This window comes from Neisseria benedictiae, assembly GCF_958267435.1.
GTDB lineage: Bacteria > Pseudomonadota > Gammaproteobacteria > Burkholderiales > Neisseriaceae > Neisseria > Neisseria bergeri.
In genome coordinates this window covers 1-17,867 of record NZ_CATQFV010000022.1, presented here as the reverse complement: position 1 = coordinate 17,867, position 17,867 = coordinate 1, and the positions used below count along the sequence as shown (strand labels likewise).

At 49.7% G+C, this 17,867-nt stretch carries 22 protein-coding genes and 2 pseudogenes; 9 read left to right on the top strand and 15 right to left on the bottom strand.

The annotated features are described in order from the left end of the window. Nucleotides 1-39 precede the first annotated feature (39 nt). The 9 genes and pseudogenes from rapZ to Q3O12_RS01335 form a co-directional block, all read right to left on the bottom strand. On the bottom strand, nt 40-894 hold the full coding sequence (gene rapZ / locus Q3O12_RS01375; RefSeq protein WP_107819676.1) for an RNase adapter RapZ: 855 nt from the start codon (nt 892-894) through the stop codon (nt 40-42). Next, nucleotides 875-1,837: an HPr(Ser) kinase/phosphatase gene (gene hprK / locus Q3O12_RS01370; protein WP_301668975.1), complete on the bottom strand. Its 963-nt coding sequence runs from the start codon at nt 1,835-1,837 to the stop codon at nt 875-877. Before hprK ends, rapZ begins: the two co-directional genes overlap by 20 nt. A gap of 1 nt (nt 1,838) precedes the next feature. Beyond that, on the bottom strand, nt 1,839-2,288 hold the full coding sequence (gene ptsN / locus Q3O12_RS01365; protein WP_301668974.1) for a PTS IIA-like nitrogen regulatory protein PtsN: 450 nt from the start codon (nt 2,286-2,288) through the stop codon (nt 1,839-1,841). Between the two features lie 184 nt (nt 2,289-2,472). Continuing rightward, the gene (ubiA, locus tag Q3O12_RS01360; RefSeq protein WP_301668973.1) at nt 2,473-3,363 is read right to left on the bottom strand and encodes a 4-hydroxybenzoate octaprenyltransferase; all 891 of its coding nucleotides are present in this window, start codon (nt 3,361-3,363) and stop codon (nt 2,473-2,475) included. A 29-nt stretch (nt 3,364-3,392) separates the two neighbouring features. Then, nucleotides 3,393-3,869, bottom strand: a complete 477-nt coding sequence (locus tag Q3O12_RS01355) for a chorismate--pyruvate lyase family protein (RefSeq protein ID WP_301668972.1) — start codon at nt 3,867-3,869, stop codon at nt 3,393-3,395. Nucleotides 3,870-3,883: 14 nt separating this feature from the next. After that, nucleotides 3,884-4,531: a dethiobiotin synthase gene (bioD, locus tag Q3O12_RS01350; RefSeq protein ID WP_301668971.1), complete on the bottom strand. Its 648-nt coding sequence runs from the start codon at nt 4,529-4,531 to the stop codon at nt 3,884-3,886. Next, nucleotides 4,528-5,829, bottom strand: a complete 1,302-nt coding sequence (gene bioA, locus Q3O12_RS01345; RefSeq protein WP_301668970.1) for an adenosylmethionine--8-amino-7-oxononanoate transaminase — start codon at nt 5,827-5,829, stop codon at nt 4,528-4,530. Before bioA ends, bioD begins: the two co-directional genes overlap by 4 nt. Nucleotides 5,830-6,215: 386 nt before the next feature. Continuing rightward, nucleotides 6,216-6,701: an FxsA family protein gene (locus Q3O12_RS01340; RefSeq protein ID WP_301668969.1), complete on the bottom strand. Its 486-nt coding sequence runs from the start codon at nt 6,699-6,701 to the stop codon at nt 6,216-6,218. 143 nt (nt 6,702-6,844) lie between these two features. Beyond that, nucleotides 6,845-7,517 (bottom strand): annotated as a pseudogene (locus Q3O12_RS01335) (IS1595 family transposase). Between the two features lie 326 nt (nt 7,518-7,843). On the opposite strand from Q3O12_RS01335, the gene Q3O12_RS01330 reads away from it, so the two are divergent. Then, nucleotides 7,844-8,050: a VENN motif pre-toxin domain-containing protein gene (locus tag Q3O12_RS01330; protein ID WP_301668968.1), complete on the top strand. Its 207-nt coding sequence runs from the start codon at nt 7,844-7,846 to the stop codon at nt 8,048-8,050. 228 nt (nt 8,051-8,278) lie between these two features. Here the strand turns inward: Q3O12_RS01330 and mnmC1 are convergent, their stop codons facing one another. Then, nucleotides 8,279-9,898, bottom strand: coding sequence for an FAD-dependent 5-carboxymethylaminomethyl-2-thiouridine(34) oxidoreductase MnmC1 (gene mnmC1, locus Q3O12_RS01325; RefSeq protein WP_301668967.1), 1,620 nt, complete (start codon nt 9,896-9,898; stop codon nt 8,279-8,281). Nucleotides 9,899-10,017: 119 nt separating this feature from the next. Here mnmC1 and Q3O12_RS01320 point away from each other — a divergent pair, with 119 nt between their 5' ends. From Q3O12_RS01320 to Q3O12_RS01310, 3 genes are all read left to right on the top strand, one after another. Further along, complete coding sequence (locus tag Q3O12_RS01320) at nt 10,018-10,377, top strand: gamma-butyrobetaine hydroxylase family protein (protein ID WP_301668966.1); 360 nt, start codon at nt 10,018-10,020, stop codon at nt 10,375-10,377. Between the two features lie 53 nt (nt 10,378-10,430). Then, a complete protein-coding gene (gene ubiE / locus Q3O12_RS01315) occupies nt 10,431-11,168 on the top strand; it encodes a bifunctional demethylmenaquinone methyltransferase/2-methoxy-6-polyprenyl-1,4-benzoquinol methylase UbiE (protein WP_301668965.1) in 738 nt (245 codons plus the stop codon). A gap of 219 nt (nt 11,169-11,387) precedes the next feature. Further along, complete coding sequence (locus Q3O12_RS01310) at nt 11,388-11,867, top strand: NGO0322 family iron-responsive protein (RefSeq protein ID WP_301668963.1); 480 nt, start codon at nt 11,388-11,390, stop codon at nt 11,865-11,867. A gap of 124 nt (nt 11,868-11,991) precedes the next feature. Here the strand turns inward: Q3O12_RS01310 and folK are convergent, their stop codons facing one another. The 5 genes from folK to Q3O12_RS01285 all read right to left on the bottom strand — a co-directional run bounded on the left by folK (nt 11,992) and on the right by Q3O12_RS01285 (nt 14,931). Further along, the gene (gene folK / locus Q3O12_RS01305) at nt 11,992-12,486 is read right to left on the bottom strand and encodes a 2-amino-4-hydroxy-6-hydroxymethyldihydropteridine diphosphokinase (protein WP_301668961.1); all 495 of its coding nucleotides are present in this window, start codon (nt 12,484-12,486) and stop codon (nt 11,992-11,994) included. A 9-nt stretch (nt 12,487-12,495) separates the two neighbouring features. Then, a complete protein-coding gene (locus Q3O12_RS01300) occupies nt 12,496-12,870 on the bottom strand; it encodes a SirB2 family protein (protein WP_118820059.1) in 375 nt (124 codons plus the stop codon). 53 nt (nt 12,871-12,923) lie between these two features. After that, nucleotides 12,924-13,490 (bottom strand): tRNA 5-(aminomethyl)-2-thiouridylate-methyltransferase MnmM, encoded by a 567-nt coding sequence (mnmM, locus tag Q3O12_RS01295; protein WP_301668960.1) that lies wholly within the window; start codon nt 13,488-13,490, stop codon nt 12,924-12,926. Nucleotides 13,491-13,564: 74 nt separating this feature from the next. Beyond that, on the bottom strand, nt 13,565-13,858 hold the full coding sequence (gene hfq, locus Q3O12_RS01290) for an RNA chaperone Hfq (protein WP_118820057.1): 294 nt from the start codon (nt 13,856-13,858) through the stop codon (nt 13,565-13,567). Between the two features lie 134 nt (nt 13,859-13,992). After that, the gene (locus Q3O12_RS01285) at nt 13,993-14,931 is read right to left on the bottom strand and encodes a serine hydrolase (RefSeq protein ID WP_301668958.1); all 939 of its coding nucleotides are present in this window, start codon (nt 14,929-14,931) and stop codon (nt 13,993-13,995) included. 302 nt (nt 14,932-15,233) lie between these two features. Between Q3O12_RS01285 and Q3O12_RS01280 the strand changes: the two genes are divergently transcribed. From Q3O12_RS01280 to imm40, 5 genes and pseudogenes are all read left to right on the top strand, one after another. Next, entirely contained in the window at nt 15,234-15,671 is a 438-nt protein-coding gene (locus tag Q3O12_RS01280; protein ID WP_003677534.1) for a peroxiredoxin, read from the top strand. Between the two features lie 53 nt (nt 15,672-15,724). Continuing rightward, nucleotides 15,725-16,600 carry a site-specific tyrosine recombinase XerD gene (gene xerD / locus Q3O12_RS01275; RefSeq protein ID WP_301669020.1) on the top strand — a complete coding sequence of 292 codons (876 nt, stop codon included), beginning with the start codon at nt 15,725-15,727 and terminating at the stop codon, nt 16,598-16,600. A gap of 181 nt (nt 16,601-16,781) precedes the next feature. Then, complete coding sequence (locus Q3O12_RS01270) at nt 16,782-16,982, top strand: (2Fe-2S)-binding protein (protein ID WP_301668956.1); 201 nt, start codon at nt 16,782-16,784, stop codon at nt 16,980-16,982. Nucleotides 16,983-17,167: 185 nt separating this feature from the next. Beyond that, nucleotides 17,168-17,338 (top strand): annotated as a pseudogene (locus Q3O12_RS01265) (MafB); the annotation flags it as partial. Nucleotides 17,339-17,353: 15 nt separating this feature from the next. Continuing rightward, a complete protein-coding gene (imm40, locus tag Q3O12_RS01260; RefSeq protein WP_301667934.1) occupies nt 17,354-17,656 on the top strand; it encodes an Imm40 family immunity protein in 303 nt (100 codons plus the stop codon). Nucleotides 17,657-17,867: the final 211 nt, after the last annotated feature.

Sequence of the window (17,867 nt, the reverse complement as noted above, 5' to 3'; positions counted from 1 at the left end):
GGAGAACGGGGTTTCAGACGGCATAATGGTTTGACGGGATTAGCGGCCCGACAGGTTTTGTGCCTGTCTGTGCCGTATCAGCAATTCGTAACGCCCTTTCAACCTTCGGGCGAGTTTTTCGACAATATAGACCGAACGGTGCTGCCCGCCGGTACAGCCGATGGCGACGGTAACATAACTGCGGCTTTCGTCCTCCAAACGCGGCAGCCAACGCGTAACAAACCTTTCGATGTCGTCAACCATTTCCTGCACAAGCGGCTGTCCGTCCAAATAATCCCAAACGGGCTTGTCCATACCGGTGTAAGGTCTCAACTCGGGATCGTAATACGGGTTGGGCAGACTGCGCATATCAAACATAAAATCGGCGTTGTTCGGCACACCGTATTTGAATCCGAAGGACTCCAAAACCACCAGCAGTCCGGTACGCTCAACCCTCAGCCACTGCCGGACTGCATGGCGGAGCTGTTGGGCATTCATCTTGGAAGTGTCGATACAGTAGGCGATTTCCTTAAGCGGGAACAGCCATTCGCGCTCTTTTTTCAGGCTTTCCAACAGCGTCATGTCCTGACCGGCCAGCGGATGTCCGCGTCGGGTTTCGGAAAAGCGGCGGACCAGCACGGCCTCTTCCGCCTCGACAAACAAAACTTCAACCCTGTGCCCCAGTCCGCGCAGATAGGCAATCTGCTCGCGCGCTTGGGCAATGTCTATGCCGGAACGCACATCGACGCTGACCGCCAATTCGGTTTCGTCCGCACGTTCGATATGGTACGACACCAGCGACGGCAGCATTTCCAAAGGCAGGTTGTCCACGCAAAAATAGCCCAAATCTTCCATTTGGCGCAGTGCAACGGATTTGCCCGAGCCGGAAAGCCCGCTAATCAGGACGATTTTCATGATTCTGTTCGTTTTCTTTAAGTTGCGTCTGATGGCGTTCCAAAAATTCGCGCGTACTGTCTTTGCCGCGCAACTGGAGGATATAGTTGCGTACCGCCGCCTCAACCAAAACGGCGAGGTTGCGTCCGACGGCGACGGGCAGCGTTACCGAACGGACGTTGACGTTGAGGATGGATTCTGTTTCTGTACGTATGCTCAAACGGTCGAGCTGTTTCATGTACTCGTCGTCTGCGGCAACCAGGTTGATGATGAGTTGCAACACTTTTTTCGGCCGGATAGAAGTTTCGCCGAAAATATGGCGGATATTGAGTATCCCCAAGCCGCGCACTTCCAAAAAGTCGCGCAACATGGGCGGACAACGTCCTTCCAATGTTTCCGGACCGATGCGGAACAGCTCGACCGCATCGTCGGCAATCAGGCTGTGGCCGCGCGAAATCAGTTCCAATGCCAATTCGCTCTTGCCCAAACCAGAATGTCCGGTAATCAGTACGCCGATTTCAAACACATCGAGAAACACGCCGTGTTTGACGGACGATGCCGCCAAGGTGCGTTGCAGGTAAATCCGCAACACGTCCATCAGATAGGGGCTTTCGAGTTTGGAAGTCAGCAGTGGAATATCGTTTTTGTGGCAGTAGTCGCGCAGCCCCGGGGAAACCGGCAAGCCGTTTGCCACAATGACCAAAGACATAGAAATGTCGAACAGGTCTCCGAACTGATAACCCGTTTCCCCCGATTCGAGACGGTTCAGATATTCCGACTCTGCCAAACCGACCACTTGGATTTGGTTGGGGTGGATGAAATTCAGGTGTCCGACCAAGGCGAGGACGGGTTTGTCCGCCTCTACGCCGATACGGTTGTCCGCACCCGAATTGCCGGCGGCCCAGGCAAGCTGCAGCTTGTATTGGTTGTCGGAAAAGAGACGGCGGACGGAGATACTGGGCATATTACTCTTCAGTCAGGATGGCGCGGACTTCTTCCGCAGAGGAAACAGTCATCAGTGATTCCCTGATGCTTTTTTGAGAAAACTTGCCGGCCAATTTGGATAAAACCTCCAAATGCTCGCCCGTCGCATTTTCCGGAACCAGCAAAATAAAAACCAGGGAAACCGGCTTGCCGTCGGGCGCGTCGAATACGACGGGTTCGCGCGTGCGGATGAACGCGCCCGTCGCCTGCTTCACGCTCGCGTGGCGGCCGTGGGGGATGGCGACACCCTGCCCCAAACCGGTCGAACCGAGTTTTTCACGGGCAAAAAGACATTCGAAAACATCAGCATGAGGCAATGATGCCTCGCGTTCCAAAAGCAGACCCGCTTCCTCAAACAGCCTTTTTTTACTGCCCACCTCCATATCCAAAACGATATGGGACAAAGGCAAAATTTCGCCGATAAGGCTCATAAGCTTCTCTTTTCAGACATCGCAAAACAGAAAGATTGTACCGACTGCCGGGGCAAATCTCAATCCCGCATACGGTACGGGCTGACATAACACAGCGTTTTGAAAACATATTTTAACGCTTTTCGGCACAGATAGAAATGCCGTCCAAAGCAGTTTACGGCTCTTCAGACGGCATTGCCCTGCCTTATTTCGCGAAAAACGTATGGGCAAAAATGGCGGCAAACCACACCCAACCGATTCTGTTGTTTGCCAAAAACGTTTCAAAACAGATTTGCCGGACGCGGCTTTTGATGGCGGCATATTGGCGGTATTGCAGCAGCAGGACGATGGGGATTGCCGTCCAATATGCCCATGTCGCACCGATAACCGCCCCCAATACTGTCATCAGCAGGATAAAGCCGCCATGACACAGCATAACGGCGGCGATGTCGTAACGCCCGAACGTGACGGCTGAGGTTTTGATGCCGATTTTCAAATCGTCTTCTTTGTCCGCCATCGCATAGACGGTATCGTAAGCCAACGTCCACAATACATTGGCAGCAAATAGGATCCACGCTTCAAAAGGTACGTTTCCGACGACTGCGGCAAACGCCATCGGAATGCCGAAGGAAAAGGCAAGCCCGAGATAGAGTTGGGGAATCGGAAAAAAACGTTTGGTAAACGGGTAAGTCAGCGCAAGAAACAGCGCGGGCAGGCTCATCAGCCATGTCAGATGATTCAGCGGAATCAGGCACAATGCGGCAAGCAGGCACAAAAATGCCGTCAGCAGCAGGGCTTCTTTTTTCTTGACCCTGCCCTGTGCGAACGGACGGTTTTTGGTACGCTCGACAGCCCCGTCAAAATCGCGGTCGGCAAAATCGTTGATGACGCAGCCGGCACTGCGCATTAAAAACGTGCCGATTGTAAACGCCGCCAATACCGCCAAATCGGGAATGCCGTCTGAAGCCAGCCACAATGCCCAGTAGGTCGGCCACAGCAAAAGCAGCGTCCCGATGGGCTTGTCCGCCCTCATCAGCCGGATGTAAACGTCCAAACGATCGGACAGTCGTAAAAATAAAGGGGATTTAAGATTCATATTGCCGCACAGCTTGAAAAAACGGTATTTTATCCGATAAAGCGTTTCAGTTCGGGCAGAAAATACTCGGTCAGCAGCATTTCCTCGCCGTGATGGGAAAACTGCGAACGCCGCGCGGCAAAGTACCGCCCGCATCCTTCGCCGTAAACGGCAAACTCAAACGCCGAACGCGCCCCTTCCAAATCTGCCTGAAACAGACGCTCACCTAAAGGACGCGTGCCGCAGTCCAAAATGTTTTGCCAAAACGCCGAACCGACGCTGCACGCGCTTCGTGCCTGCACAACGGCAGTGCCGTCCAGTTTCAGAAGCACATCGCGCACCAGCCTCCCTCCGCATTCCGTCTCCAATTCGCCCAGTTTCAGCAGTTCCACCGAAAATGTATGCGGCAAGGCGCGCAATGCTGCGGTCAGCGACTGGGCTTTCAATAACCGGCTCATCGGCAGGCTGATGCCGTCTGAAACGGAGGCAGGCAAGTCGGGCAGCCATTTCCCAAATAGGTGTTCCATATTTTTCCCAATCTTTATACCGCGTCTGTTTTATCCAACTCCATCCATTCCGCTTCGGAAAAATCGGCTTTCAGACGGCATTGCAGATAGTTCAGGCTGTCTTGCGCAACGCATTCGTCAGAGCTGTCATGAATATGGTTAAACACGAGGCTGTGCAAGCGAATGCCGTATTGTTTGAGCGCGGCGAAACTGAGCAAGGTGTGGTTAATGCTGCCGAGCCGTCCGCTGGTAACAAGAATGACGGGATAAGCCTGTTCTTGAATATAATCAATGGTTAACAGATTTTCCGTCAGCGGAACCATCAAACCGCCCGCGCCTTCGACCAAGACGATTTCGTATTGCGCCACCAGTTGCTGCGTGGCGGTGCGGATTTTGTCCAAATCCAAAGCCCTGCCGTCCAGTCGGGCGGCGAGGTGGGGCGAAGCGGGGTAGCTGAAGATTTCAGGCATGGTCAGCCCTTGTTTGTCCGCTTCCTGCATGGGTATGCCCATAATTTTGCGGTGGACGGCGATGTCGTCGGCGATGTTTTGGCAACCGGTTTGCACGGGCTTTTGCGTGATCACGCTTTTGCCCTGCTGCAACAATTGTTTTGCCAATACGCCGGTGGCGACGGTTTTGCCGATGTCCGTGTCTATACCGCTGACGAAGTAAACGCCTTTCATTTGCTGTGCTCCTTCAAGATTTGCACGGTTTTGTCGGCAAGTTCGGTCAAAATGCCGTCTGAAATGATATAGGGCGGCATGAGGTACACCAGCCTGCCGAACGGGCGTACCCAAATACCCTGCGCCACGCAATCCGCTTGAAAACGCGCCATATCCACGCCTTTTTCCAGCTCGATTACCCCGATAGCGCCCAAAACGCGCACGTCTTTCACGCCGAGAATGTCCCACGCAGCTTTCAGACGGCCTTTTAAGATGCTTTCAATGCGGCGGATATTTGCCTGCCAGTCTTGAGACAAAAGCAGTTTGACCGAAGCGCAGGCCACGGCACACGCCAGCGGGTTCGCCATAAACGTCGGGCCGTGCATAAACACGCCCGCTTCGCCGCGCGAAATCGTTTCGGTAACTTTTTGCGAAGTGATTGCCGCCGCCAGCGTCATATAGCCGCCGCTCAAACCCTTGCCGATGCACATAATATCCGGCACGACCTCCGCGTGTTCGCAGGCAAACATCTTGCCCGTGCGCCCGAATCCGGTGGCAATTTCATCAAAAATCAACACGATATCAAATTCGTCGCACAAATCGCGCAAGCCGCGAAGATACTGCGGATGATAAAAATACATGCCGCCCGCGCCCTGCACGACCGGCTCTAAAATAAAGGCGGCAATATCCGCATGATGCGCTTCAAACAAGGCGCGGACAGGCTGCAAATCCGCCCCGTCCCATTCATCGTCAAAACGGCTTTTCGGATTATCGACAAAATAACGCTGCGGCAACGCACTGCCGAAAATATGGTGCATCCCCGTTTCCGGATCGCAGACGGACATCGCGTTCCAAGTATCGCCGTGATAGCCGCGCCGCACCGTCGCCATATTTTGTTTTGCACGCAAACCCCGCGCCTGCTGGTATTGCACCGCCATTTTCAGCGCGACTTCCACCGAAACCGAACCCGAATCCGCATAAAAAATACGGTCCAGCCCCTGCGGCAAAATCCCGACCAATAATTTGCCCAGTTCCACCGCCGGCTCATGCGTCAAACCGCCGAACATCACATGCGCCATTTGTTTCATCTGCGCTTCAACCGCCTGATTCAAAACAGGATGATTGTAACCGTGTATCGCACACCACCAAGACGACATCCCGTCAATCAGCCGCGTGCCGTCCGCCAATTCAATAAACACACCTTCTGCACGTTTGACAGGATAAACGGGAAGCGGATCGGTCATGGAAGTATAGGGATGAAGCAGATGGGTACGGTCGAAATCAAGCAATGATGATATGTGTTGATGTTCAGACGGCATAAGTTTCTCTCTTTTCTTCTTACTGTATTCAAACTCAAACGCGTATTCTACTCCGACAGACCGCTTCCCACACCTTTCCATCCGTTTTGGGCGCAAAACCGCGAAACAAATCGTTCCGCAGCATAAGCGCACACCGTTTCGCATTCCTCAAGCCTGATTGGAATCAGACGGCCCAACGCCCAATACCGTTTCACACAGCCTCCGCCTGACGCTTCAATCAGTCATAGATATAGTGGATTAACAAAAATCAGGACAAGGCAACGAAGCCGCAGACAGTACAAATAGTACGGCAAGGCGAGGTAACGCCGTACTGGTTTTTGTTAATCCACTATATTTTCAAACCGGAAAAATGCCGTCTGAACCTTCAGACGGCATTCCATTCATATTTATTCGTCTTTTTTGTGTTCGATGGCATTTCGGGAAAGATTGCCGCCGTAAGGCTCTTCAACCGTATATTCCCCCTCGATAATATCGTCATCGTGGGAAAACCCCTCTTTTCTGCCCGATTGGTTCATGTTGAAAAAATTTTCCGCACCTCCTGCCTGCAACACTGCCCCTCCCTTAAACGGCAGCAGCAGCAATACCGCCAACACCGAGGATACGAATCCCGGACTCATCAGGCAGACCGCCGCCACCGTATAACGGATAGGCCACAACATCTGATAAACAGACACCTTCCCGCCGCTTTTTACCGCCGCACCCGCCAATAAAAGACCGGACAGCCCCGTATGCCTGAGCATCAGCACGCCGGCAGCAAAGCCTGCCGCCATCAAAAACAGCGTCCAACCGCCGCCCAGCCAATCAGCAACCCACACAATCGACATAATCTCCAAAAACAGCAGCACTAAAAAACCGATACCGAAAAATCTCATTGACCGTCATCCTTATATTTAAGTAAACAGCAAACCGCCCGAACAGGACTCCGGGCGACCTGCCTGTAAATGATTACAAAACCATGTGCTTCAAGCCGAAACAATGTGAAATCACGCAATAATTATGGGTCTGTCCTAGATGACTAGGATAAACCCGATTTTACTAATTGTTTTAAAATGGAAATTTGGACTTTTATCTCACTGTTGTTAAAACGCCATTCGCACTCCTTTAAATACAGCTCAAAATGCTCTTTGTGAATGCCGTTAAACTTGCGTAAATGACGTTTTGCCTGGTTCCAAAAGTTCTCAATTTCATTGATATGGTTTTGTCGTTCGGCAAAATGTGTACTGTGATTGATACGAAAACGAAGTTTCAGCGAAGCTAAAATGGCTAAATTCGCCCACATCCAATACATCATAGCTACGATAACAATCCGTATAAACAATGCCGTCAGGTTTTACCTGTTCACGGATAATAGGAAATGAAGTAGCGGTTTGAGTATTCGGTACAGTAACCGTATAAACCTTACCATTTCGCTTCAAAAGACCGAATACGGCGACTTTACCGGCAGCACCGCGACCGCGTTTGCCTTTGCGTTGCCCGCCAAAATAACTTTCATCTGCTTCTGCTTCGCCATCAAACATTTCCAAATGCGGACTGTTTTGATAAATAAGTAATCGTACACGATGAAAATAATAGGCTGCGGTATTTTTATTAACGCCTACTAACTCTGCTGCTGTTCTTGCAGTTACACCTGCGACAAATAGCCCAATGAGTTTATTTTGTCTATACCGGCTTAGACGACTTTTTCTCATAGGGATAATTCTAACTTAATTTGAATTTCCCTAGTTATCTAGGACAGCCCCTAACTTAAACTCAACAAGTAGCATATGTGCAGAACGCACGCATGCGGTTCTCAAGGTTTGAGCTAAGAGGCCGTCTGAAAACAGAAAAACCCTTTCAGACGGCCTTTGTTTAACGTCACCAAGTCAGTAATGCCGCCACGCCCTATGCCTCCGAAGCAATAGGCAGAACATTCGGCCACGGAGAAAACAAAAACGAAACCGCCCGGGCAATCGGACATTTCCTTTTAGGTGCAGCGGTTGCCCGCGTCAACGGTGGTAATTTTGCTGCCGGCGGCTTGGCAGCAGTTGCAGCTGAAAAGGCAGCGGAACATCTTGGTCAACAGTATAACGATGGTAAAACCGCAATCGATCCGCAAACAGGCGAGTTCAATGCCAACCTGCTGCCGGAACATATTAAAGAAGAAATCAAATCAAAGAGCGGGGTGATTGCATCACTGGCGGGAGCGGCCGTGGGCGGCACGCCGATAGACGTGCAAATCTGAGGGGCGGTCGGATAGAATGGAGTAGAGAATAATTTAGTGGATATATCATATGTTGTATTGACTGATTTTTCGCATACTCACTGATTTTTTAAAATCTTTTTACATGGTTATAGAAATTTCGGTGTGGGAAAGTGATAAAAGTTTTAGGTTGTGTATGGGTCGCAGCATTGAGACCTTATCTAAGATATGAATATTAGCTTAGAGTTTCAAAGAGTATGCGGCAAAGGCTTAAGGAGTCAGGTTTTGCCTTCTGACGATGGCGCGGATAACGGTGCGGTTGGGGTGGAGGGCGTGGCGCAGGCGTTTTGAGAGGGGATGGGGCAAGCCTAGGATTTCGGCTGCAACGGCGGCGGCGCATATGGGGGCGGTGGCGAGTCCGCGGGTACCGTGCGCGGTGTTGGTGTAGGCATTGGGCAGGTACGGGCAGGGGGAATCTATGCGGTAGTTTTTGTCCAGCGCGAGTTTGGCGTAGGTCTGCTGCATAGCGGCAATGTTGCCGAGTGCGCCGACGACGGGGAGGTGGTCGGGGCTGTCGCAGCGTATGGCGGCGTGCCCTTGGTGTTTTTTGGAGTTTGGGTTGGCGGCAAACAATGATTCGGCAAGGGCGGGGTTAAGGTGTGCCAATGCTTGGCGGTTTGAGGCTTCTTCGGCTTCGTTCCATCCGGTATGGCTGCTGTTGGGAATAAAACTCGCGCCGTAGCAGTGCAGTCCGTGCCACGACGGGCTGATGTAGCTTTCGCCTGAAACGGCGCAACGCAGTTGTTCGGAAAACGGGATGGACGGTGTGAGTCCGGTTTGTCCGCGTATTTGCCTTAGGGGCAGGGCGGCGAGGTTGGCTTCGGGCAGGCAGGGGCTGTGCGCGCCGGCGCAGTAGATGATGTGTGTGGCGGTAAATGTGCCGTTTGGCGTGCTTGCAATCCACTTTTCCCCGTCGTGGGAAATGTCGGTTAACGGTGTGTCTTCGTGCAGTCCGATCAGCGGATGGCGGAGGAGGGCGCGGACGAATGCGGGCGGATTGAGCCATACGCCGTGCTGCCAAAACAGTCCGCATAATGGTTCGGTGTAGGGCGTGTTCAGCGGGATACCGGCGATTTTTTCGGCTTCTGCAGACGTGATGCTGCGGTAGAGGTGTGCATGGTGTTTTTGTAACCCCAATTCGTGATTGCGACGGTATTCGTCTTGGTTGTAATTGAGGTGGATGATGCCGTTTCCGCCCCATGTGTCGGAGTCGGGCAGGATGTGTTCGAGCAGGCGTTTGGTGTAACCGTAGCCGGTGAGCAAAAGTTCGGTTTGTTCGGTATCGTGTGGCGAGATTTTGGCATAAAGCAGCCCTTGGCGGTTGCCGCTGGCGGCTGATGCGGCTTTGCCTGCGTCCAATACGGTAACGGAAATGCCGTGTGATGCTAAGGCGTGGGCGGTTGCCGCGCCGGATATGCCTGCGCCGATAACGAGAACGTGTTCTGGTTTTTGCCGTTCGGATGTTTGTGGAAGTGCAAACCAGGGTTTGTCGGACTTGCTTTCGGTTTGCGGGATGGCTTCGGTCTGCCAGGAAATGTGGTGGAAATGTTCGTGCAGGCGGTGGGTGCGTGAAGGGGGAACCAGCCAGAAACGGACATCGGGCAGGATGTGTTCGATCAGATTGATGCTGTTGAATTGTAGGCACTGCAGTGCTTGTTTCAAACGGTGTTTCAGACGGCATTCTCCGTCCGAAGCATCTTGTGCGGTTTGAAAATCGGGAATCTGATTATCGGGAAGGCAGATAATCAGGTTGAGCGGTTGCGCGCGTTTGTCGATAATATTGTAAAGTGTGCGGATGTCGGGAATGCCGTTCCATGCGAGATTGTCCATATCAATGCCGTCTGAAATGTGGGTTTGAATATCGGTATCGGGATAAAGCTGTTAAAATACCCGCCGTTTAAAGGCACGCATGCGCCTGCCGGATATTGTATGCCGAATCGAGGTGTTTTTTGAATAATATTCCTGTTGAAATCCGCTTGTTGAAAAACCGTACCGTGTTGGTTTTGACTTATGGGGACGAACCTAAAAATCTGTCCGCCGAATTTTTACGCGTCTATTCGCCGAGTGCGGAAGTGCGCGGACACGGTGTGGGACAGGATGTTTTGCAGACCGGCAAGGCGGATGTCCAAATCACGGATTTACAGCCTGTCGGACAGTATGCGCTGAAAATCAGTTTTTCGGACGGGCACGACAGCGGTCTTTACGATTGGGACTATCTGCACGGGCTGGCATACGGACGTGATGCCATGTGGCAAAAATATCTGGACAGGTTGGCGGCGGCGGGCGCGTCGCGTTTTGAAGAGAAATAAGACCGGTCGGATAGCAATCTGACGGACAACGGTATCAGAGAGGTGGTTAGAATATGGGCGGACAGAAAACGCATTTCGGGTTCAGTACGGTCAACGAAGATGAGAAAGCCGGAAAAGTGGCGGAAGTGTTCCACTCCGTCGCCAAAAACTACGACATTATGAACGATGTGATGTCGGCAGGGCTGCACCGCGTATGGAAACACTTTACCATCCATACGGCGCACCTGAAAAAAGGCGATAAAGTGTTGGACATTGCGGGTGGTACGGGCGATTTGTCGCGCGGTTGGGCAAAACGCGTCGGCAAAGAGGGCGAAGTTTGGCTGACCGATATTAATTCTTCTATGCTGACCGTCGGGCGCGACCGTCTGTTGAACGAAGGTATGATTCTCCCCGTATCGCTTGCCGATGCGGAAAAACTGCCTTTCCCCGACAATTATTTCAACTTGGTTTCCGTGGCGTTCGGCTTGCGGAACATGACGCATAAAGATGCCGCGCTGAAAGAGATGTACCGTGTTTTGAAACCGGGCGGCACGTTGCTGGTGTTGGAGTTTTCCAAAATCTACAAACCGCTCGAAGGCGCGTATGATTTCTATTCGTTCAAGCTGCTACCGGTCATGGGCAGGCTGATTGCGAAAGATGCGGACAGCTACCAGTATCTCGCCGAATCCATCCGCATGCACCCCGACCAGGAAACTTTGAAACAGATGATGCTGGATGCGGGCTTCGACAGCGTGGATTATCACAATATGAGTGCGGGCATCGTCGCGCTACATAAGGGCGTGAAATTTTAAACAGACTGCCTGTGCGGCCAATGCCGTCTGAACACGTTTCAGACGGCATTTTTGTGTTTTTTGAGACAAAGGTTTTAAATCTTAAAAATTAATTCACATATATATCAATAAGTTATAAACTTTTTAAAAAATAGGAACAATTATCATTTGCAAGATTGGGAGATGTCTGTATAATGCATTCAATCCAGTAAACAACGCAGCAGACGAAAGGAGGGAAAAATGCCGGAAAGTATTTTCAAACAGATTTCCTCCGATATTTTGAGGCTGCACCGTGATTCTGTTTATTCCCTGCTTGCCACTTCCGGCTGCAATTGTCAGGTGCATGAGGCGGCGTATGTCAACATCGACGGCAAATATTATATTGCGCTTTCATGCGAGCCCGAGGTGGGGGAAGTTAAAACAGGCATTTTGCTGATTGAAGATGAAAGCCGCAGCATCCGCTTGAGCTGGGTCGGCAGTGCGCGGGAGCTTGACAGAAAGGATAATGCCTATCGGCGCGCCCTGTTCGCGTTGTCCAGAAAGCTGGGGCGGTGTAAGGACAGGCTGCATACGGCGGTTCAACCGTTTTTGTTGGAGCTGGTGCCGGAGAAAGGCAGGTTTTCTGTCGGGGATGAAGAAGTTTGGATTTCTCGAAACGATTTAGTGAGGGCTTTATATCCTGTCGGATACAGTATGCGGCAGGCAGTGTTGCAGATTTAAAGTTTTGGTAGTGGTTTGTGTTCCTTTTGCGCCCCTTTTCCAAGGGGCGATTTTTTTGCACGCGTGTTGGCGGCAAAGGAAAAATGCCGTCTGAAAGGCTTTCAGACGGCATCCGCGTGCGGAATTACCTGTCCGGTAAAAGACGGATGCCTTGATTGCCCAGCCGTTTTGACAATTCGGCAACCTTTCCGTGTTTTCCTAAAACAAAATCAGGGAGGATTTCTGCCAAAGGGCGGATGACGAAACTGCGTTCGTGCGCGCGCGGATGCGGCAGGGTGAGTCGGGGGGCGTCGCTGGAGATGCCGTCAAAGTCGATGATGTCCAAATCCAATGTGCGCGGCGCGTTGCGGAAGCTGCGTTCGCGTCCGAAATCGGCTTCGATACGGTTGAGTTCGGTAAGCAGGGCAATGCCGTCCAAGGTGGTGGAAACGGTGCAGACGGCATTGATGAAATCAGGCTGATTGTCGTAACCGACAGGTGCGGTCATATACAGTGAGGAAGCCTGTTCAAGCCGGATGTCAGGATGGGACGACAGCGTGTCCAATGCGGCGCGTACCTGTTGGGCAGGGTTTTCAAGATTACTGCCCAGGGCGATGACGGCGAAATGTCTGTTGTTCATGGCAGTGTTTCAGAATGGCACGACTTTGGTTTTTGCAAGGTAAACGATACAGGCGACGCAACACATAGCAAGCAGGTAAACGGCATAGAATTTGGCAGAACGTGGGCGGGCACGCATCATAATCATACCTAATGCGATATAGGTGAGCAGGAGCAGAATTTTTGTACCGAGCCATGGTGCGTTGAACGGGGAGAAATGGGTAATTTTCATTAACCACAATCCGGTAAACAGCAGCATGGTGTCGTTAAGGTGGGGTAGTGCCTTCCAAAAGCCCGCCAAGGGTTTTTCGGGATTTTTCCAAAGCAGGAAAAAGCGGATGTTGAACAACAAAATGGTAACGGTAACGAAGATTTGGTGGCTGTATTTGACAATCAGATACTGCATAGTCGGCTCTTATTAAAATAAGGGTTGGAACCGGCCTATTTTACCGCAAACATTTATTTTTGACGTAACTTTTCAAATGCCAACAGATAGGGCGGGTTGTTTTTCCGGTTGGTAAAGCCGTAACGCAAAACGGCAAACTGTTCTTGAGGCAGGTTTTTTGCCCATTGTTCGATTGCTTCTGCCTCCTGTTTGCCGTTTTCGTGTCCCGGATAGAGGACGGCAATAAGCATACCGCCTTCCTTCAGCAGGGAGAGGGTTGCGCAAAGGGCGGGAATGCTGGTTTCCGTGCGGGTGGTAAGGCTTTTATCTCCGCTGGGCAGCCAGCCAAAGTTGAAAATGGCGGCATTTAACGGTTCTGAAACATATTGTTTCAGGTTTTCGTGTCCGTCTAAGATGAGTTGCACATTCTCGTATCTCGCCTCTTTCAGACGGCATCGGGTGCGGCTCAGGGCTTGCGGTTGGATATCGAATGCCCACACTTTTCCCAGAATGCCTGCTGTTTGTGCAAGAAAAAGGGTGTCATGTCCGTTGCCGGCTGTGCCGTCTAAGGCGTTCCCGCCTTCGGGCAGTGTTTGCTGTAAAAGGTAATGGGCGAATGGAATGATGTTTTGCAATAACATTTTTAAATGCTGTCAGAAAATAAAAATACCTTACCGATGCCGGTAAGGTATTGGAATATATTGATTTGTGCGGATTATTCAGCAGATTGTTGGACGGTTTCCACTTGGACGAGGGTTGATGCAGGTGCGGTTTGGGGTCTGTTTTCGTGTTGAAGGTTGACAGAGCGTGCCGGTACGATGGTGGAAATGGCGTGTTTGTAAACCATTTGGGTTACGGAAGTGTTTCTCAGGAGAACAACGTATTGATCGAAAGACTCAACCTGACCTTGCAATTTGATACCGTTAACTAAGTAAATCGAAACCGGAACATGCTCTTTACGCAATGCGTTCAGGAAGGGATCTTGCAACATTTGTCCTTTAGCTGTCATATTTTTTAACTCCGCTATTATGATTGTGAAATCGGGCAAATGCCCTGTATTTGTAGAATTGTAGCCTTTAATAGGAAAAATTACCAATTTTTTTTGTGCTTAAAACGGATTTCTACGCTAATTGTTTGCATACATTAAGAACGTTGCTGCAGCATCCATGATTCGATTTTGCGTGCGTCGTTGACCCGCGTGGCGGATGTAGGCGAATTTAACAATATGATGGTAACCGGTTGGTTTTGAATATTGGCTTTGACAACCATAGACCTGCCCGCCTCGCGTATGTAGCCGGTTTTCTGCAATTCGATGTTCCACATGCCTTCCCTGACCAAGGCATTGGAGTTTTTGTAGTTCTGCTGCCCGTTTTTGGTCTGTACCGAGGCGTAGTTGGAAGTCGAGTTGGTGCGGATTTGCGGATATTGGGCGGCGGCGTTGACCATGAGGCTCAGGTCTTTGGCTGTGGAAACGTTTTGGAAGTTGAGTCCGGTCGGTTCGTAAAAGCGGCTGCTGTACATGCCCAGGCTTTGGGCTTTGCGGTTCATGGCGGCGACAAATGCGCCCATGCCGCCGGGGTAGGTTCTGCCCAAGGCGTGGGTGGCGCGGTTTTCGCTGCTCATCAGGCTTAAGTGAAGCAGCTCTTTCCGAGTAAGGGACGTGCCGATGGCAAGGCGGCTGCCTGTCCCTTTGATGCGGTCGATTTCATCTGGTGTAATGGTAACGGTTTCATCCATGTTTAAATTTGCATCTAAAACGACCATTGCGCTCATGAGTTTGGAGATGGAGGCGATGGGCATGATTCTGTCGGCACTTTTCTGATACAGTATTTGTCCCGTTTTATTATTGACAACCAGTGCGGATTGGGAGGAAAGAATCAGTCCGCCTGTAATGGCTTGGGTGTTGGTGGGGTGTATCGGACTTTCTGCAAATATTTCTATCGGGTCGGAGGATGTGAACAGGGTATGTTCCAAAAATTGTCCTAAAATATCGTCTTCGGCAAAGAGATATGCCGAAGGCAGGGATAGGCATAAACCGAGTAGCAGAGACGAAGGCAGATGTTTTAAGGTGCGGATGGACATTTTTGATTCCATTGATTGAATGTTGGCATTATTTTGTTGAAAAAACAGATATATGTAAAGTATGTTGTCAGGGAGATAGGTTGCTTGTATCCGTAATGTAAGATTGTTTTATTAATAACATATTGTTTTTATTAAAAACATTTATTGTGATTTAATTTCGGCGGTTTGATTTGAAACAGAGGCCGTCGGTTGAATCTATGCGCCTCGAGGCGGTAGAATCGGAGTTGGCTTAGATATCAAACTAATGCACAGGTGCGTGCTGATGCATTGTTTTAATCGTTGAAATATTGGGAGTACGGATAATGGGTTTGAAATATGAATTTACCCTGCCTTCAAGCAGCGGTGCGGATTTCCATTCGGCAGAACATCTGCCTTTGGTTGTGTATTTTTATCCGAAAGACAGTACGCCTGGTTGTACGACGGAGGGGCTGGATTTTAATGCGCGATTGGCGCAGTTCGGCGACTTGGGTTATACCGTGGTCGGCATTTCGCGAGATGGGGTGAAGGCGCATCAGAACTTTTGCGAGAAACAGGGTTTCCGGTTCGAACTGTTGAGTGACAAGGATGAAACAGTGTGCCGCCTGTTTGATGTCATCAAATTGAAGAAACTGTATGGGAAAGAGTCGTTCGGTATCGAGCGCAGTACGTTTGTTCTGAATAAGGACGGTGAAATCGTCCATGAATGGAGGAAGGTCAAGGTGGCGGGTCATGCGCAGGAAGTGCTGGAAACGCTTTCCTGATTATGCGGGTTTCGCTTCCTAACCTGTTTCAGACGGCATTTGTTTGGAATAATATGGAAGAAGATTTGATTGACAGGCTGCTTGAAACCTTGTGGCTGGATCGGCGGCTTAGTCGGAATACCTTGGACAGTTACCGGCGGGATTTGGAAAAAATTGCCCGCCGGTTGTCTTTGTGCGGTCAAACCCTGAGGGATGCGGACGAATCGGATTTGGCAGCGGCGGTTTATGTTGCCAGTGAGGAGCGAAGCTCTCAGGCTCGTGCATTATCAGCATGCAAACGCCTGTATATATGGATGGAGCGTGAAGGCATGAGGACGGACAATCCCACCCGTTTGCTGAAACCGCCCAAAATCGACAAGAATATTCCGACCCTGATTACCGAGCAGCAGATTTCCCGACTGCTTTCCGCACCGGATACGGATACTCCGCACGGTTTACGGGATAAGGCATTGCTTGAATTAATGTACGCAACCGGCTTGCGTGTTAGCGAAGCGGTCAGGCTGAGTTTTGGCAATCTGGATTTGGACAGGGGGTGTATCACTACCTTGGGCAAGGGTAACAAGCAAAGGATAGTGCCGATGGGGCGGGAGTCCGTATATTGGGTGGAACGTTACTACAAGGAGGTGCGCCCGTTGCTGTTAAAGGGAAGGTCTTGCGATGCATTGTTCGTCAGTCAGAAAAAAACAGGCATTTCCCGACAGCTGGCATGGATGATAGTTAAAGAATATGCAAGTCAGGCAGGTATCGAACACATCAGCCCGCACAGCCTGCGCCATGCTTTCGCCACACACTTGGTGCAGCACGGATTGGATTTGCGCGTGGTTCAGGATATGTTGGGACATGCCGATTTGAACACGACTCAGATTTATACCCATGTTGCCAATGTGCGGCTGCATAGCGTGGTTAAGGAACATCATTCCCGAAATTGAGGCTCTGTTCCCTCATCTGCTTCAGATTAATAAAAAACCAATCGAAAATAGAAATACGATAAAAAAATACCAAGAGAACCGAGTATCTTAACCTTGCAATACGAACTGTTTTTATTTATATTTGCGTACGATAATAAAAGCCGCTATCAGTATGATAGTTTGAGAACACACGGAGTATAAAATGTTTATCTGTATCTGCAATGCCGTTACCGACCATCAAATCAAAGAAACTATTGCCGCAGGTGCGACCACAATGGGTGATTTGCAATCTCAGTTGGGCGTGGCAACCTGTTGCGGCTGCTGCGGGGAGCTTGCTGCTTCGTTTTTGACGGCACATAACGCTCAACCGACGGTTACGGCAGGTATTAGCGTTCAAGCGTAAAACGGTTTTAAAAATGCCGTCTGAACAGTTCAGACGGCATTTTGCTGTTTTTTGGTTGCGTGTTAAGACAGTGCCGATTTACTTCAATGATGATTCCGCTATGTATTGGGACGATAAAAGGGATAATAGTTATCCAAGATAAAAATTCTAATGATGGAGGTGCGGCATTCAGACCGACATCAGGCGAACAATATACAGTAATACAAATAGTTGGCGGAGATAATATTGTAAGGCATAAACTTTATATCCTTGGATTTTATAAAGGAAAAGATGGAAATTTTGAATATATCAGAGAAGCAGATGGAAAAATTAATCATAGATTATTTGTCCCTAAGCAGCAATTTCCTGAAAAATAGCAGATAGAGATTAATATGTTAAATGAGATTTTTGAAATTTATTCGAGACAAGGGGAATCTTTGATAGGAATTGGAATTAGAGAAGCCGCATTACCCGTCCCCGCTGCAATAGATATATTAAATTTATTTATCAATGAGAGAATACTTGTATTGGGGGGAGATATTTATGTCAAGAAAGATAATTATTTTTATCAAACATATGATAATTGGTATTACGAGGGAAGTAATTTATTTAACAGTATCGACAAAGCAATGCATTATTTATCTCAAATAAAATTAGAGAATGCATACGTATCTTTTGTTTTAAAATTTATCTAACAAAGGAAGCACAAAAATAGATTTATAGTAAAACATCAAGATGTTGAATATCATGACTTAAAAGTCAGGTGTTGGAGTCACAGCTCAGGAGGTGCGAGAAATACATAATAAAGCAAAAGAACTATATGACCAAACAAGAAAGGATAGATGATGGGTTACCATATTAGGATAATAAATACCAGCAAAAAAATTTCAGACGAAAATAAAATAT